We start from the raw sequence: 15,671 nt of genomic DNA, 5'->3' as shown, positions 1-15,671 counted from the left end.
AAACGAAGTCAACGTTGGCCGATTAGCTGTGCTGGATGGACGTCGGAAGTGGCAAGGCTATCAATCAAATGCACACTAAACCCCGCCACATTCTTCGCATGATGCTTCGCCTGCGAAGCCATCTCCGCCAGCTGGCTCGCATCCAGCTCCGCGCAGGCTTCCGGGCGAAGGTGCACCACCCCGATCGATAACGACAACAACGCAAACTCCTGCCGCACGCCCTGACGATTCGGCGCGATAAAACACCCCGCCTCAAGATGCTCAGGCCGGTAAAACCGGCGGCATTGGCTCTGAAAGTCGTCGAGCAGTTGATTGAGGCGCTTGCGCCAGTCTTCCGGGCCGAGGACGAGGAGGAAGTCGTCGCCGCCGATGTGGCCGACGAAGTCGCGGGTGGGGTCGATGCGTTCGTTGAGGCATTGGGCGAGGCAGAGCAGGACTTCGTCGCCACGGCCGTAGCCGTAGATGTCGTTGAAGGGTTTGAAGCTGTCGATGTCGACGTAGCAGATGATCGACTCGCGGCCTTGCTGCAGCAAACGGGTCAGGCACTGCTGAATCGGTACGTTGCCGGGCAGCAAGGTCAGCGGGTTGGCGTAGCGGGCCTGCTGGATTTTCAGTTCGGTGATCAGCTTGAGCACGTCGATGACCCGGCCGAGGCCGAGGTAGCTGCCGTTGAGGGTGATGATGAAGTCTTCTTCGATGCGCTGGCGGGCGCGGCTGGTGATCAGGCGGCTGACTTGTTGCAACGATTGGCTCATTTCCACGGCGAGGAAATCTTCGCTCATCAGGCGGCTGATCGGTTTGCGTGCGAACAGGTCGGTGGCGAAAGGCTTCAGCAGGGCGTCGGACAACGAGTGACGGTGGACAATGCCCACTGGTTGGCCCTGTTCGTCGAGCACCGCCAGCGAGTTGAGGTTGGCCTGGCGGCGGAACGCTTCGAGCACGGTCGCGGTGGGGGTATCGCGGTGCACCGCCGGTTGCTCGTTGAGCAGCGCGCTGAGGTCGCTGCCTTCGTCGTTCAGCGCTACGGCGCTACTGTCGTGTTTCGGCATCAAGGCGCGGGCGTCGCGAGGCGGCTGTTCCTGAGGGCGACCAAGCAAATAGCCTTGCACCAGATCGACACCCATTTCAGTCAGAACGGCGAGTTCTTCCGGCAGTTCGATGCCTTCGGCGATCACTTGTGCCCGCGACGCTTTGGCGATCTGCAGGATCGACCCGACAAACTCGCGCTTCAACGCATCCTGATGAATGCCATCGATGAAATGCCGGTCGATCTTCACGTAATCCGGGCGCAGCTCTGACCATAGACGCAGGCTCGAATACCCGGCGCCAAGGTCATCCAGCGCAATGGAAAAACCCATCGCCCGGTAGTGATGCAGGGCGGTTTGCAGCAACTGGAAGTCATCGATGGGCGTCTGTTCGGTGAGTTCGATGACCACCTGACTGGGCGGAATGCCGAAGTCCTGCAGGAGCTGCAAGGTTCGTCCCGGTTGGTGCGCCGCCTCGAGTAACGACTCCGGCGAGACGTTGAGAAACAGTTTGCCCGGGAGCTTTTGCTCATTGAAGCGCCGGCAGGCAGATTGGCGGCAGGCGATCTCCAGCTCACTCAGGCGGCCGGCCTGACGCGCCACGGCAAACAGGGCGATCGGTGAGTGCAGAGGGCTGTTGGACGGGCCCCGAGTCAGCGCTTCGTAACCGAGGATGCGTCGCTCGGAAAGACTGATGATCGGCTGGAACAGGCTGTGCAAACCGCTTTGAGTCAGGATCGAGCTCAACGCGCTCAGCTGTTCGGTCGTGGTCATGGCAGTCTCTGGCGATAAAAAAAGGACCGGGAGCACTCTTGGTTAAGAGTGACTCCCGGTCCTTTATTGCACGACAGAATGATGACTGTTTGATGACGATCCGGGGATCGTCAGCATTAATTTGCCATCACTTACTTCTTGGCCACCTGATTGCTCAGCTTCAGGTAATCGAGCAGTACGCGCCCGGTTTCGCTCAGGTAGGCATCGTCTTCCGGTTTGACTTTGTCCGGATCGGCTGCCGCCAGTGCGTCCTCGTCTTCTTTCTTCAGCTCTTTGAGCGGTTCTTCGCCTTTGGCCTTGCGACGCAGGTTCTCCATCGTCAGCTGCTTGGCGTCGATGTCGGCGTGCTGGGCACGACGCTCGGCTTCGTTGAGGCTGACGGTTTTTTCTTCCATCAGTTTCTGCGCCAGCGCCAGCTTGTCACGGATGAACACGAACTCGGCATCCTTGGCGGTGCGCGTGTCATGTTCGGACTTGAGCTGAGCCAGGTACGGCTTGAACGGATCGGCCGCCGGCTTGATGGCTGCGCGGATGGTGTCCCACGGCATGGCTTCCGGCAAGGCGCTCTCGCCGATTTCCTTGGTGTCGATCAGCGACGGGTAGTCGATATCCGGCAGCACGCCCTGGTGCTGGGTGCTCTGCCCGGAAACCCGGTAGAACTTGGCCAGGGTCAGTTTCAGTTCGCCATGGTTCAGCGGCTGAATGGTCTGCACGGTGCCTTTACCGAAGGTCTGGCCGCCGATGATCAGCGCTCGGTGGTAGTCCTGCATGGCGCCGGCGAAGATCTCCGAAGCCGAAGCGGACAAGCGGTTGACCAGCAACGCCATCGGGCCTTTGTAGAACGCGCCCGGGTTCTCGTCTTCCAGCACGTCGACGCGGCCATCGGCGTTACGTACCAGTACGGTCGGGCCCTTGTCGATGAACAGGCTGGTCAGCTCGGTGGCTTCCTGCAGGGAACCGCCGCCGTTGTTGCGCAGGTCGATGACCACGCCGTCGACCTTGTCTTTCTGCAGTTCGGTCAGCAGCTTCTTCACGTCGCGCGTAGTGCTCTTGTAATCCGGATCACCGGCACGGAACGCCTTGAAATCGAGGTAGAAGGCCGGGATCTCGATCACGCCGAGCTTGTAGTCCTTGCCGTCCTGTTTCAGGTTCAGCACCGACTTCTTCACGGCCTGGTCTTCGAGCTTCACCGCTTCACGGGTGATCGGCACGATCTTGGTGGTCTGGTCGTTCGGCGCATTGCTTGCCGGGATCACTTCCAGGCGCACCACGGTGCCTTTCGGCCCGCGGATCAGCTTGACCACTTCGTCCAGACGCCAGCCGACCACGTCGACCATCTCTTTGTTGCCCTGGGCAACGCCGATGATCTTGTCGGCCGGGGCCACTTGTTTGGTTTTGTCAGCCGGGCCTGCCGGCACCAGACGCACGACTTTCACCTGATCGTTGTCGCTCTGCAACACCGCGCCGATACCCTCAAGGGACAGGCTCATGTTGATGTCGAAGTTCTCCGCGTTATCCGGCGACAGATAGTTGGTGTGCGGATCGTACGACATGGCGAAGGTGTTGATGTACGCCTGGAAGATGTCCTCCGGACGGGTCTGGTCCAGGCGCGCCAACTGGTTCTTGTAGCGCTTGGTCAGAGTTTCCTGGATCTGCTTGGGCTCTTTGCCGGCGATCTTCATCCGCAGCACTTCGTCCTTGACGCGTTTGCGCCAGAGGTCGTCGAGTTCAGCGGTGGATTTGAGCCAAGGCGCGTCCTTGCGATCGATCAGCAAGGTCTCTTTGGTGGTGAAGTCCATCTTGTCGACGCCTTTGTTCAGCTCGGCAAGAGCGAAGTCCAGACGCGCCTTGACGCGGTCCAGATAGCGCTTGTAGATGGTGAAGCCGGCGTTGAGGTCGCCGCTCTTGAGGAAGTCATCGAACTGGGTCTTCCACTTGTCGAATTCAGCGATGTCGCTGGACATGAAATAGCTGCGCGACGGGTCCAGCAGCTTGAGGTAGCTGTCGTAGATGATCACCGAACGCGCATCGTCGAGCGGCGGCTTGCTGTAGTGGTGACGCTTGAGCAACTCGACGACGTTCAGGCTGGCGATGACTTCATCGCGATCAGGCTGCAACTTGTCCCAGCTGTTGGCTGCGAATGTAGTGCCCGACACCGGCAACAGACCGATACCGATGAAAAGAGCGAGGGCGGTGCTGGGGAGCAGATGCTTCATGCTGATTCGACGCGGGGACAATTGATAACGCATATTAGGCCGTCTTTGAAGTCGCCGGTTCTACGAGAGCCGGTCGCATAATGCAAAAAGCCCGGCGCTACAGCTTCGGGCTCAGTCCAGACTCACTATGGAGGCACTGTGAAGGCATTGCAAGGCGTTGACGGTCAAGTGGCATGGGTTGAAGAGCCGAGTCCTACGTGCGATGTAGGACAAGTCCGCATTCGGGTGGCGGCAGCCGGCCTCAATCGCGCCGATTTATTACAGAAAGCGGGGCTGTATCCGCCACCGCCGGGTGCCAGCCAAGTGCTCGGTCTTGAGTGTTCCGGGGTCATCAGCGAGGTCGGCGCGGGCAGCGCGTGGCAGGTCGGCGATCGGGTGTGCGCCTTGCTGGCCGGGGGCGGCATGGCTGAAGAGGTGGTCGTCGATGGACGCCACGTGCTGCCGGTTCCCGAAGGCGTTTCGCTGATCGAAGCCGCTGCATTGCCAGAGGTTTATGCAACAGTCTGGCTGAATCTGTTTCAACTTGCGGCGCTCAAACCCGGTGAGAAAGTTCTTCTGCATGCCGGCGCCAGTGGAATCGGTTCAGCCGCCATTCAGTTGTGCAAGGCGTTCGGTAACCCGTGCTGGGTCAGTGTCGGTTCGGCCGAACGTCTGGCTTATTGCGAGTCGCTGGGCGCGATAGGCGGCGTGCTGCGCACTGACGATCTGCAAAGCCTGCGCGACTTCGGCCCGTTCGATGTGATCCTCGATCCGGTCGGCGGCAACTACTCGGCGCTGAATCTGCAACTGGTGGCGCTGGACGGACGTTGGGTGCTGATCGGTCTGATGGGTGGCCGTGAGGCGAAACTGGATCTGGCGCAAGTGCTGGCCAAGCGTGTGCAACTGCTCGGTTCAACATTGCGCAGCCGCAGTGATCAGTTCAAGGCGGATTTGCTCAGCGATCTCGGCCAACAGGTATGGCCGTTGTTTGCTGAAGGACGGTTGCGTCCGCAACTGGCCAAGGCGTTTGCGGTAAAGGATGCCGAGGCGGCGTTTGCCGAGCTGGCGAGTAACACGGTGGCGGGCAAGTTGGTGTTGGTGATTGATGAAAGCGTGAGCTGAAGTTTATTGCGGGCTTGCTGCGCGTTTGCTCTGTACAGCCTCGACCAGCAATATTTCACGGGGCAAAGATGGCTTTTTCAGAAGTCGCGGTAAATCTGCCAAACAACGGTGTCCCTGTAGCGGACACCATTATTTGGCTGAGTTTTTACTGTGGTCAGGTTCGTGAGCCTGCAAGCGAAGACTCAGTGGATGGTGAAACCCTCACCAGACCTGCAGGAGTAACTTCTACTCGAAGCACTTCTGAGAACATACGTTGCTCACCGCCATTCTTGCGCAATATGGAGTAATTGATGAACACAGTTTTTCCCCGGTTTTCGCTTATCCAGGCGGCGGGAATATCAAATACATTAGCTTGACCGGCGATTACGTTCTGAGCTTCAGTGTCATGGTTCGCTACCCCTGCCCAACGAACTACGACAGAGTAGCCAGTCTGACCTATATACCCCACAGTTACTTTTGAAGCCGAGTAAATGGGTGCTGTTAATGGATGAACCGCTTGTGGATCAATATTCAGACTCAGTCTTTCAGACTCAACCGTTTCACCGTTGCCTTTAGCCTTGACCGAATAACCGACAACGACAGTGCGCCCGATATTATCGATGACTTCCATGCGGGGTATTGCGATCAATCTTTTCCCGGGGGGATCTCCAACCGTAATGATTTCACTGTTGTGATTGACCCGACCTTGCCAGCGTACTCTGATGGTGTCGGTAGCATGCATCCCCTGATAATGAGGTATTTCCACGTACAGATGTGTGTCGTAAAAAATATCGCTCATTCTCAAACGGTCTCCCTCCGTGTTGTACGCTTTCGGAATACCGGGTTTGACTTTTTTTTCTGAAGGCAGCACAGCCTGGTCGGCCGCGTTATAGGTGAATGTCGCATTCTGCGAAGCGGAGCCTGGTAATGTCATACGGATAATAGGAACCACCAAGCCGTTAGTTCGATCGTAGTATTTACGTTGATCAATTCTGGCATTTCCCAAGCCATCATCCATATAAAAGAACGCTTGAATCGGCAATGCCCCTGGATCCCCTTCAGGCCAGGTTTTGATCCGCAACTCGTTATGATCCTGGAAGGCCTCGGTGGGGATCACCTTGCTTACCCGGATGGCTTCATTGAAGGCTTGTACCGCTTCGGTACCCAGATCTTTCGTTACTATAAAAGAACAGGAGTGCGCGGTCTTATAGGTGTTTTCCAGTCGATAATGGTTCACCCACTGCTCTGCGGTAGTGATGTGTTGCTCTCGACAAGGAATGCTGTCGCTGAAAACGCGTGGAGGGAGAATGCTATCTCTACAGCCGTATTGGGTTGCCGCGTTTCGATAAAAAGTATCGCCGTCGAGGGGGAAGAAACAAACTATCTCAGGCTGTGTTTTTTCCGCAGGAGCGTTCTAGTAAGGATAGAAAATTAAACCATTAACTCCATACCAGGACATGCGAGGAAATTTTGCGTCAGCCCTTAAATAGGAAAAGGAGACTGCGCCGGTCGTTCTTGAAAAATCGCTATGATCCCACGGATCGTAATTGGGACTGGTTTTAGTTACCCGCAGCGTGACACCTGAGCAGAGGAAGGCTGGAGAGGTGGGCGTCCCGCAATTGGTGGCGGTATTCAGGTAAGCCTCAGTCAGATTTCTGGCTGTACTCTCACCGTAATCCTCGAGAATATTTGACTCTTGGATATTGGGTGGCGGCAACGGAAGGTGAGCTGCACAGCTAAATAATGCAACGAGTGCAAACGTCGCGAGACAAGCTTCACCGCTTTTATAGCGGACCCATTGCACTATATCCGTTCTCATGATGGCTCCGTCGTGAATCGAATAGGACGGGAGTCATTAACCTATCAAGCAAGCAATGCGTCTACTGTAAGAAATAACAGTTTTGGGTAATGAAACGCACCGTTCATCGGAACTGTACGGAGTCAATCGAAGGCTCGGTCTGAAGCGAGTTGTCGGTTGCTGACACAGCCCGCCCGATCAGGGTGGTGCAATTATCCGTGGCGGACCATGGCATTCTATTGAACTATCACGATCGATTGAGCATGAGCAGACTCGCTTTTCTCATTGTAGACGCCCACTCTCTATTTCCAGTTATGGATGGGCCACTTCGCCTGCTCTGCGTGGATCTTTAATACCGGATCCGGGTTGACTACATGCGGGAAATCCACTTTCAGCAACAACGGCAGATCATTACGCGAGTCGGAGTAGAAACTCGCGCCTTCAAGATTTTCTTCCTCGGCATCCAGCCATTCCAGCAAGCGGGTGATCTTGCCTTCGCGATAGGTCAGGGTGCCGACGGTGTTGCCGCTGTAAACGCCATGGGCGACCTCCAGTTCGATGGCCAGCACCTCATCGATGCCCAGGCGTTCGGCAATCGGCTTGACCAGGTGCGTGCCCGACGCCGAGATCACCAGAATGCGGTCGCCGGCCTGGCGGTGCGCAGCGATGGTTTTGGTGGCGTCGCTGAAGATGATCGGTTCGATGAAATCTTCTACCCACGGGCCGACCAGATGGTCGATTTCTGCCGGTGTGCGGCCGATCAGCGGTTCAAGGCTGAAGGCCATGTAGTCCTCCATCGCCAGGTGGCCGCGGCCGTAGGCGTCCATCAATTCCTTGTCGCGCTGCATGAACGATTCGCCATCGACCCAGCCGAGGCGGACCATTTGCTCGCTCCACAGCGAGGAGCAGTCGCCGTGGATCAACGTTTCGTCCAGATCAAAAATTGCCAAAGCCATGGGTTCTCTCCGAGAACAGCTACAAGCTACAAGCTTCGAGCTGCAAGAATTAAAATCAGGTGCGCCGCAGTCTACAGCTTGAAGCTGATAGCTCGAAGCTTGCAGTTGCTCCTAAGCTACTTCACACAGGGCGGTCGGATCGATCGAGAGTGCCAGGCGCTGACCATCGGGAAGCAAATCCGCTGCCGAGCGGTTGAGCACATCCACCACCAGCTCAACGCCTCGGGCTTCGACGCGATAACGAATGACATTGCCCAGCAGGCTGTGGCTGCGGATCTGCGCGTCGGGTTCGCCGTTGAGGCTCAGTTCAATGGCTTCCGGACGAATCGCGATGCGGTGGTTGATTGGCCGCTGCAGCAGCTTCGAAGCGTCCTCGGCATCGAGCAGGTTGTAATTGCCGATGAAGCCGGCGGCGAACACGTCGACCGGGGCGGTGTAGAGGGTTTCGGCGTCGCCGCTCTGGACGATCCTGCCCTGATTCATCAGGAAGATTCGATCCGACATGGTCAGCGCTTCTTCCTGATCGTGGGTGACGAAAATCGTCGTCAGGCCGAGTTCGCGCTGGATCTGCCGAATCTGTTCGCGCAGGTGTTTGCGAATCCGTGCATCGAGGGCCGACAGCGGCTCATCGAGCAGGAGCAAACGCGGGCGGGTGACCAACGAGCGGGCGAGGGCGACGCGCTGGCATTGGCCGCCGGAGAGCTGGTGCGGGTAGCGGCTGGCAAAGTCGTGCAGTTCAACCAGTTCCAACACCTCGGAAACGCGTTTATGGCTGTCGTCGCTATTGACCTTCTGCATGCGCAAACCGAAGGCGACGTTCTGCTCCACGGTCATGTTGGGAAACAGCGCATAGCTCTGGAACACCATGCCAATGCCGCGCTTCTGCGGACTCAATGGCACGATGTCGACACCGTCGAGCAGGATCTGCCCGCCATCCACCGGCGTTAGCCCGGCTATGCAGCGTAACAGGGTCGACTTGCCGCAACCGGACGGGCCGAGCAGGGTGACGAACTCACCCTTGTTGATCTCGCAGTTGATGTCGCTGAACACGGTGGTGCCCGCATAGTTTTTCTGCAGGTGTTGGACGCTGACATAGCTCATTCGCTTTTGTCCTTGTTCAAGGTGTTGGCGATCCAGGTCAGGACCAGCACGAAAAGGAAATACGAGATCACCAGCGCACTGGTGAAGTGACCGCTGCTGTTGCGCATGTTGTTCAGGTACACCTGCAGGGTTTCGTAGCGGGTGCCGACGAGGATGTTGGCGAAGACGAACTCACCGAACAGGAACGAGAACGACAGCAGCAACGCCACCATCAGGCCTTTGCGCAGGTTCGGCAGCACCACCAGGATTGCCGCTTGAAAGGTACTGGCGCCGAGCAATTGTGCGGCGTCCATCAGGTCGCGCAGGTTGATCGCTTGCAGGTTGTTGGTGATCGCCCGGTACATGAACGGCAGGGCCACGGTGAAGTAGCAACCGATGAGAATCCACGGCGTGCCGACCATCGCCATCGGCCCGGAGCCGTAAAGCTGCAACAGGCCCACCGAGGACACCACCGGCGGCACCGCAAAGGGCAGCAGGATCAGGATGTTCATCAGCGCATCGAGTTTCGGGAAGTGGTAATGCACCACGAACAGCAGCGGCAGGATCAGCACCACCGATAGCACCAGCGCGCCGACGCACACCAGCAACGACTGGCCGAAGGCGTGCAGGAAACGCGGATCGCTCCACAGCTGGATGTACCACTTGAAGGTAAAGCCGCTGGGCAGAATGGTCGCCGACCAACTGCTGGCGATCGAATACACCAGAGTGCCGGCCAGTGGCAGCAAGAGGATCGCGAACAACAGGTACACCACGACGCGGTGGTAGAGACCGGCCGGGCCGGATTCAGCGCGAGACATGGTAGCTCCTCTTCAACAGCAGTTGGTGCACGACGGTGACGATGGTCATCAGCGCCACCAGCACCACGGCCAGCGCGCTGGCCAGATTCGGATCGAGAGAAATGTCCCCGGACACCATCGCCGCGATGCGGATCGGCAGCACGTTGAAGTTGCCGGTGGTCAAGGCATACACCGTGGCATAGGCGCCGAGGGCATTGGCCAGCAGGATCACGAACGTGCCGAGCAGCGCCGGCGTCAGTACCGGCAGGCCGATGTGCCGCCAGAATTGCCAGCCATTGGCACCAAGTAGCGCGGCGGATTCGCGCCAGTCTTCACGCAACGCGTCGAAGGCCGGGTAGAGCAGCAGCACGCCAAGAGGAATCTGGAAGTAGGTGTAGAGAATGATCAGGCCGGTTTTCGAGTACAGGTTGAAGTCCTGAATGATCCCCGACTGTTTCAACATGATCGTGATGCTGCCGTTGAAACCGAGCAGGATGATGAACGCGAACGCCAGCGGCACGCCGGCGAAATTGCTGGTCATGTTGGCGAACGCGTTGACGAAGTTGCGCAGTTTCGAGTCGACCCGACGCAGCGAATACGCACCGAGGACGGCGATCAGGATGCCGAACACACTCGACCAGAAACTGATCTCAAGGCTGTACTGGATCGCCTGCCGATAGAACTTCGAGCCGAAGATTTTGCTGAAGTTAGCCAGGCCCCAACCGGATTCTTCCGATTGCAGGCTGTTGATCATCACCCAGACAAGCGGGGCGATTTCGAAGACGATGAAGAACAGCGCGAACGGCACCAGACACAGCGCCGCCAGCCATTTGCCGCGAGTCATTGCGTTCACTTGAGCAGCTCCCGGCACACGGGTTTATCGTGGGGCACGCCGAGCAGTTCGCAGACGGTGCCGCAGATTTCGGTCTGCTTTGGCGCTGCGCCAGCGTCAAGGCTGAAGGCATCGCCGAGGACGAACAGCGGCACCTGGCGTTCTTCCGGCAGCAGGCCGTTGTGCGAGCGGTCGTTGTTCATGCCGTGGTCGGCGGTCACCAGCACTTGATAGCCAGCGTCCAGCCAGCCCTGCAGGTAATCGGCGAGAACGATGTCGGCCGAGCGCGCGCTGTTGCGATATTGCGAGCTGTCGAGGCCGTGCTTGTGCCCGGCGTCGTCGATGTTCATCGGGTGAATCAGCAGGAAGTTCGGTGCGTGACGCAGGCGCAGGTTTTCCGCGTCGGCGAACAGGTGCGAATCCGGGTAGTGGTCGTTCCAGTAGAAATGCCCGTGCTGGATCGGCAGGGACGGATCGTCGGTGTGCCGGTCACGTGCCGCGACGAAGGGCGAGCGGTTGTACAGTTCGCTGACCCAGTGATAGGCCGCCGCCGCGGTTTTCAGCCCGGCATCGCGTGCGTAGTGATAAATGCTGCGCTGGCTGGACAGGCGCGAGACGTTGTTGTGAACGATGCCGCTGTCGATCGGCGGCACGCCGGTGAGAATGCATTCATAAAGCGGTCGGGACAGGGCCGGCAGTTCGCACTCCAGTCGATAGAGCGCGGCGCGTCCTGCGCCAACATAAGCCTGCAGATGCCCCATGGCGTGACGCGCGACCTCGTAGTTGAGGCCATCGAGCACGACAAGGATGACGTTGTGCTTCATAGGGGCAAGAACTCCGCGAAATTCAAATGTTCCGAAATCAACTCAATCTCCTGTGGGAGCGAGCCTGCTCGCGAAAGCGGTGGGTCATTCAACATTGATGTCGACTGACATGACGCCTTCGCGAGCAGGCTCGCTCCCACATTTGGATCTTCAGCAGATCACGCGATGGTGATCAGTCGCCTTACTTCATCTCTACGATGACTTCTTCGTTCCACACTTGCGGCAAGGATTTGGAGGTCTTTTCCCACGCATCGGCGTCCTTGATCGGGGTGACCTTTTTGTACTGCTCGTTCGGCAGCAGTTTGGCTTTCACGTCTTCCGGCAATTGCAGGTGCTCGGCGCGGATCGGACGGGCGTTGCCGCGGGCGAGGTTGGTCTGGCCGGCGTCGCTGAAGATGTATTCGCGGGTCAGCTTGGCGGCGTTGGGGTTTTTCGCGTACTTGTTGATGATCGTGGTGTAGCCGGAAATCACCGAACCGTCTGACGGGATCAGCACCACGTAATCATCCGGGTTGGCCATCTTCGCCTTGTAGCTTAGGCCGTTGAAGTCCCAGACCACACCGACTTCGATCTCGCCTTTTTCCATGGTGGCGATGGTCGGGTTGGCCATCGACAGGCGACCCTGCTTGGCGATGTCGGCGAACAGCAGAAGGGCCGGCTTGATGTTCTTCTCGTCGCCACCGTTGGCCAGTGCAGCGGCGAGTACGCCGTTGGCCGCTTGCGCTGCGGTGCTCACGTCACCGATGGACACCTTGTATTTGCCGCTTTTGAGGTCAGCCCATTTGGTCGGCACGTCGGAGCCGTGCAGCAGCTTCTTGTTGACGATGAAGGCGATGGTGCCGGTGTACGCCAGTGCCCAGTTGCCGTCCTTGTCCTTGGCCCAGTCCGGCACCTGATCCCAGGTGCTTGGCTTGTACGGTTGCACCACGCCCTGCTTGACCGCGATCGGGCCGAAGGCCGCGCCGACGTCGCCGATGTCGGCGGTGGCGTTGTCTTTCTCCGCGGCGAACTTGGCGATTTCCTGCGCCGAGCTCATGTCGGTGTCGATATGTTTCAGGCCGTAGGTCTTGGCCAGGTCTTCCCACGTGCCTTTCCAGTTGGCCCAGTCATCCGGCATGCCGACGCTGTTGACGGCGCCTTCCGCTTTGGCAGCGGCTTCGAGGGTTTTCAGATCGGTGCCGGCCGCCATGGCGGAGGTGCACAGTGCAATGGTCGAGCCTAACAGTGTTGCCAGGAAAAGCTGTTTCATTCCGAAGCTCCTTGGTCGTGTTCAACGCTGCGATTGCGGTTTGTGTTGGTCTAGGTCAGCAATACCTGAGCCAATTTAAGCGGGCTGGATGACACTTTAATGTCGGCGGCGGTTTGTCCGGCCTTTTCTGTGCCCGGTGTGGGCAGGTGCTCGCTAAGCGTAGACCAACCCCGAAAGCCCGGTACGCAAGGGACTTGGCCGATGTATTGCAAGTCGTGAGTACGACCGCTGGGCAGTTTTGTCATCTGCCGGTCATCTGCACTGCCTAGGCTTGCAGCATCAGCAAATGGCTCGATTGCCGTGCGCTTTTGCCCCGAAACAGTGCTGGTCTAGTCCAGATAGGTAACGTTGATGCGTGATGAGGCAACAAAAGCGGTGACAGCGATTGGCCAGGTGTTGCAGGAGCAACTCGATCACGGCTTGCTGGCGGCGGGCAGCAAGTTGCCGGCCGAGCGCAAGCTCAGTGAGTTGTTTGGCACGACGCGGATTACCGTGCGCGAGGCGTTGTTGCAGCTGGAAGCGCAGGGGCAGATTTATCGCGAGGAGCGCCGTGGCTGGTTCGTCTCGCCGCCGCGTCTGGCCTACAACCTGATGCAGCGCAGTCACTTTCACGCGATGGTCAGTGCGCAGGGGCGGGTGGCGTCGACCGAGGTGATTTCCGCGCGTTTGCAGCCGGCGTCGGCGGCGGTGTGTGCGTGGTTGCAGTTGCCGGCGCTGTCGAGCGTGATTCAGATTTGCCGGTCGCGGCGCATTGACGGGCGGTTGGTGTTGTATGTGGAGCATTATCTGAATCCGCAGTTTTTTCCGGGGATTCTGGAGTTCGATCTGAATCAGTCGATGACCGAGTTGTATGCGCGGCATTTTGATTTGCACTATGGGCGGGTGCGCTTTGAGATTGTGCCGACGTCATTGTCGGTGGATGCGGCGGCTGCTTTGAGGGTGTCGGTGGGGAGTCCGGGGTTGAGGATTGCTCGGGTCAATTATGATCAGCATGAGCGGTTGATCGATTGTGATCTGGAGTTTTGGCGGCATGATGCGATTCACGTTGGGGTTGATGTGGTTTGATCCTTGGCGGCCTCTGGGCCGACCATGCTCTTTGGGTTTTGGGTGAATATCCGTTGCTTCGGGTGGTGCTGATGGCGGTTTCGCCCTTACGGCGAGTCCCTTTTTCAGACGCCAAAAAGGAACCAAAAGGCTTTGCTCCTGCGTCCGGCCCTCGCAGGCTCGGGTTCCTTCGCTCCGGGACCGATCCGGGCGCAGCGGCTACGGTTTGCTTCGCTGCACCTCCTTCCGCTGTGTCTGGCTGCGCCAGACGGTCGCTGCGCTCCCACGCCCGGATCAATCCCTCCACTCAGCCTTCCGATGTCGCTGGTTAGGCAAGATCAAGATCAAGAGCACTCGAGCTAACGCTCATTGTTGAGTGGTTAGAAGCGTCGCATGGCTTTGGGATTTGTGGTGGATTCGCCCCTCACCCCAACCCTCTACCGAGGGAGAGGGGGCCGATTTGTGGGCCATTCAAAACTTGCGTTCGACTTGGTATTGCAGGTCGGCGCAGCGCTCGCATCCACCACGATCAGTCCCCTCTCCCTCCGGGAGAGGGTTAGGGTGAGGGGCTTTTGACGTTGAGGGTTTTCATCCACTTTGGTCTCATTTGCCCACCTCGGCATTCGCATACAGATAATCCGTCGCCAGCGAAGCCAATGTCCTGACTCCAACCACCAGCGCCGATTCGTCGACAAAGAACCCGGGATTATGATTCGGCGCGGCTTTGCTCATGTCCTGATCCCGTGGCGTCACCCCCAGAAACACAAACAGTCCCGGCGCTTCCTTGGCGAAGAAGGAGAAGTCTTCCGCGCCGCCCACCAGCGGCCCTTGCATGACGTCGTCCTTGGCGGCCCATTTCAGGGTCGGGAGCATTTTCTCGGTGAGTGCCGGGTTGTTGATGGTCGGGTCGTATTTTTCGATGATGGTGACGTCGGCTTTTGCGCCGCCGCTTTCGGCGATTTTCTCGATGGTCTGGCGCACGTCTTTGTGCAGTTTCTGGCGGATGCCGTAGTCGTAGGAGCGGATGGTGCCGGTCATGTCGACGGATTCGGGAATGATGTTGTAGCGGGTGCCGCCGTTGATGGTGCCGATGCTGACCACGGATGGATAAGAGGAAATGTCGGTGCGGCGGCTGACCACGGTTTGCAGGCCGACCAGGGTCTGGGCACTGACGGTGATCGGGTCGATGCCGTCCCAGGGGCGGCCGGCGTGGGTTTGTTTGCCGAGGATTTTGATGCGCAGGTCGTCGGAGCTGGCCAGGGTCGGGCCGGGGCGGTAGGCGATCTGGCCGGCGGGGACGCCGGCCCAGACGTGCAGGCCGAATACCGCGTCGGGCTTGGGCGATTTCATCACGCCTTCCTGCACCATCATTTTCGCGCCCCAGGTGTTTTTGCCGTCGGGGATGAAGTCGCTGGGGCCTTCTTCGGCGGGCTGGAAATAGAACACCACGGTGCCGGGCAGGTTGTCGCGCATGCCGGTAAGAATTTTCGCCGTGCTCAGCAGGATCGCGGTGTGGGCGTCGTGGCCGCAGGCGTGCATGACGTCGACTTCCTTGTCGAGGTAGGTGCCTTTGGCTTTCGAGGCGAACGGCAGGTCGGAAACTTCCTTGACCGGCAGCGCGTCCATGTCGGCGCGCAGGGCCACGGTCGGGCCGGGCAGGGCGCCTTTGAGGATGGCGACCACGCCGGTGCGGGCGACGCCGGTTTTTACTTCAAGGCCCATGGCTTTGAGCTGCCCCGCGACCAGCTCGGCGGTGCGTTTTTCGCTGTTGCCGAGTTCCGGGTGGGCGTGCAGGTCGCGGCGGGTTTCCAGCAGTTCGGGCTCAAGCTTTTGCGCTTGTTCGGCGATCTGCTGGCGGCTGCTGTCGAGGGTGGCGGCGCCGGCGTGGCTGGCGATCAGGCTGAGCAAAACAGCCTGGGCAGTGCGCGTCAGTTGCATGGGCTTCTCCTTGATTATTGTTGTTGGCTTCCTTGCCTGTGACTGCAACCGTGCGCCT

12 protein-coding genes are annotated in these 15,671 nt (G+C 58.7%); 2 read left to right on the top strand and 10 right to left on the bottom strand.

Annotated elements, in window-relative coordinates:
* Nucleotides 1–8 precede the first annotated feature (8 nt).
* Nucleotides 9–1,799 carry a bifunctional diguanylate cyclase/phosphodiesterase gene (locus ACGSLL_RS20990; RefSeq protein WP_394507789.1) on the bottom strand — a complete coding sequence of 597 codons (1,791 nt, stop codon included), beginning with the start codon at nucleotides 1,797–1,799 and terminating at the stop codon, nucleotides 9–11.
* A gap of 131 nt (nucleotides 1,800–1,930) precedes the next feature.
* A complete protein-coding gene (locus tag ACGSLL_RS20985) occupies nucleotides 1,931–4,015 on the bottom strand; it encodes a carboxy terminal-processing peptidase (RefSeq protein WP_203421307.1) in 2,085 nt (694 codons plus the stop codon).
* A gap of 138 nt (nucleotides 4,016–4,153) precedes the next feature.
* Between ACGSLL_RS20985 and ACGSLL_RS20980 the strand changes: the two genes are divergently transcribed.
* Nucleotides 4,154–5,116 carry a zinc-binding dehydrogenase gene (locus ACGSLL_RS20980; protein WP_394507788.1) on the top strand — a complete coding sequence of 321 codons (963 nt, stop codon included), beginning with the start codon at nucleotides 4,154–4,156 and terminating at the stop codon, nucleotides 5,114–5,116.
* Between the two features lie 154 nt (nucleotides 5,117–5,270).
* On the opposite strand, the gene ACGSLL_RS20975 is transcribed toward ACGSLL_RS20980, so the two are convergent.
* The 7 genes from ACGSLL_RS20975 to ACGSLL_RS20945 form a co-directional block, all read right to left on the bottom strand.
* Nucleotides 5,271–6,332 (bottom strand): hypothetical protein, encoded by a 1,062-nt coding sequence (locus tag ACGSLL_RS20975; protein ID WP_394507787.1) that lies wholly within the window; start codon nucleotides 6,330–6,332, stop codon nucleotides 5,271–5,273.
* Between the two features lie 863 nt (nucleotides 6,333–7,195).
* Nucleotides 7,196–7,849, bottom strand: coding sequence for an HAD family hydrolase (locus tag ACGSLL_RS20970; protein WP_258449942.1), 654 nt, complete (start codon nucleotides 7,847–7,849; stop codon nucleotides 7,196–7,198).
* A 111-nt stretch (nucleotides 7,850–7,960) separates the two neighbouring features.
* Entirely contained in the window at nucleotides 7,961–8,950 is a 990-nt protein-coding gene (locus ACGSLL_RS20965; protein ID WP_394507786.1) for an ABC transporter ATP-binding protein, read from the bottom strand.
* Nucleotides 8,947–9,747: an ABC transporter permease gene (locus ACGSLL_RS20960; RefSeq protein ID WP_090282475.1), complete on the bottom strand. Its 801-nt coding sequence runs from the start codon at nucleotides 9,745–9,747 to the stop codon at nucleotides 8,947–8,949. The genes ACGSLL_RS20965 and ACGSLL_RS20960 overlap by 4 nt, the downstream gene beginning before the upstream one ends.
* Nucleotides 9,734–10,570, bottom strand: coding sequence for an ABC transporter permease (locus ACGSLL_RS20955; RefSeq protein ID WP_208941129.1), 837 nt, complete (start codon nucleotides 10,568–10,570; stop codon nucleotides 9,734–9,736). The genes ACGSLL_RS20960 and ACGSLL_RS20955 overlap by 14 nt, the downstream gene beginning before the upstream one ends.
* A gap of 5 nt (nucleotides 10,571–10,575) precedes the next feature.
* On the bottom strand, nucleotides 10,576–11,382 hold the full coding sequence (locus ACGSLL_RS20950) for an alkaline phosphatase family protein (protein ID WP_394507785.1): 807 nt from the start codon (nucleotides 11,380–11,382) through the stop codon (nucleotides 10,576–10,578).
* A gap of 181 nt (nucleotides 11,383–11,563) precedes the next feature.
* The gene (locus tag ACGSLL_RS20945; RefSeq protein ID WP_394507784.1) at nucleotides 11,564–12,631 is read right to left on the bottom strand and encodes an ABC transporter substrate-binding protein; all 1,068 of its coding nucleotides are present in this window, start codon (nucleotides 12,629–12,631) and stop codon (nucleotides 11,564–11,566) included.
* Nucleotides 12,632–12,982: 351 nt separating this feature from the next.
* On the opposite strand from ACGSLL_RS20945, the gene ACGSLL_RS20940 reads away from it, so the two are divergent.
* Complete coding sequence (locus ACGSLL_RS20940) at nucleotides 12,983–13,696, top strand: UTRA domain-containing protein (RefSeq protein ID WP_093103228.1); 714 nt, start codon at nucleotides 12,983–12,985, stop codon at nucleotides 13,694–13,696.
* A 582-nt stretch (nucleotides 13,697–14,278) separates the two neighbouring features.
* Here the strand turns inward: ACGSLL_RS20940 and ACGSLL_RS20935 are convergent.
* Nucleotides 14,279–15,613 (bottom strand): amidohydrolase, encoded by a 1,335-nt coding sequence (locus ACGSLL_RS20935; RefSeq protein ID WP_394507783.1) that lies wholly within the window; start codon nucleotides 15,611–15,613, stop codon nucleotides 14,279–14,281.
* Between the last annotated feature and the right edge of the window lie 58 nt (nucleotides 15,614–15,671).

Origin of the sequence: Pseudomonas retamae (assembly GCF_043496865.1) — a bacterium.
Classification (GTDB): Bacteria; Pseudomonadota; Gammaproteobacteria; order Pseudomonadales; family Pseudomonadaceae; genus Aquipseudomonas; species Aquipseudomonas retamae.
The sequence above is the reverse complement of the archived record's forward strand: the minus strand, read 5'-3'. Positions and strand labels throughout refer to the sequence as shown.

Coding starts and splice junctions, on each gene's coding strand:
- ACGSLL_RS20990 (WP_394507789.1), bottom strand. CDS start 1,799: ATGACCACGACCGAACAGCTGAGCGCGTTGAGCTCGATCCTGACTCAA.
- ACGSLL_RS20985 (WP_203421307.1), bottom strand. CDS start 4,015: ATGAAGCATCTGCTCCCCAGCACCGCCCTCGCTCTTTTCATCGGTATC.
- ACGSLL_RS20970 (WP_258449942.1), bottom strand. CDS start 7,849: ATGGCTTTGGCAATTTTTGATCTGGACGAAACGTTGATCCACGGCGAC.
- ACGSLL_RS20965 (WP_394507786.1), bottom strand. CDS start 8,950: ATGAGCTATGTCAGCGTCCAACACCTGCAGAAAAACTATGCGGGCACC.
- ACGSLL_RS20960 (WP_090282475.1), bottom strand. CDS start 9,747: ATGTCTCGCGCTGAATCCGGCCCGGCCGGTCTCTACCACCGCGTCGTG.
- ACGSLL_RS20955 (WP_208941129.1), bottom strand. CDS start 10,570: ATGACTCGCGGCAAATGGCTGGCGGCGCTGTGTCTGGTGCCGTTCGCG.
- ACGSLL_RS20950 (WP_394507785.1), bottom strand. CDS start 11,382: ATGAAGCACAACGTCATCCTTGTCGTGCTCGATGGCCTCAACTACGAG.
- ACGSLL_RS20945 (WP_394507784.1), bottom strand. CDS start 12,631: ATGAAACAGCTTTTCCTGGCAACACTGTTAGGCTCGACCATTGCACTG.
- ACGSLL_RS20940 (WP_093103228.1), top strand. CDS start 12,983: ATGCGTGATGAGGCAACAAAAGCGGTGACAGCGATTGGCCAGGTGTTG.
- ACGSLL_RS20935 (WP_394507783.1), bottom strand. CDS start 15,613: ATGCAACTGACGCGCACTGCCCAGGCTGTTTTGCTCAGCCTGATCGCC.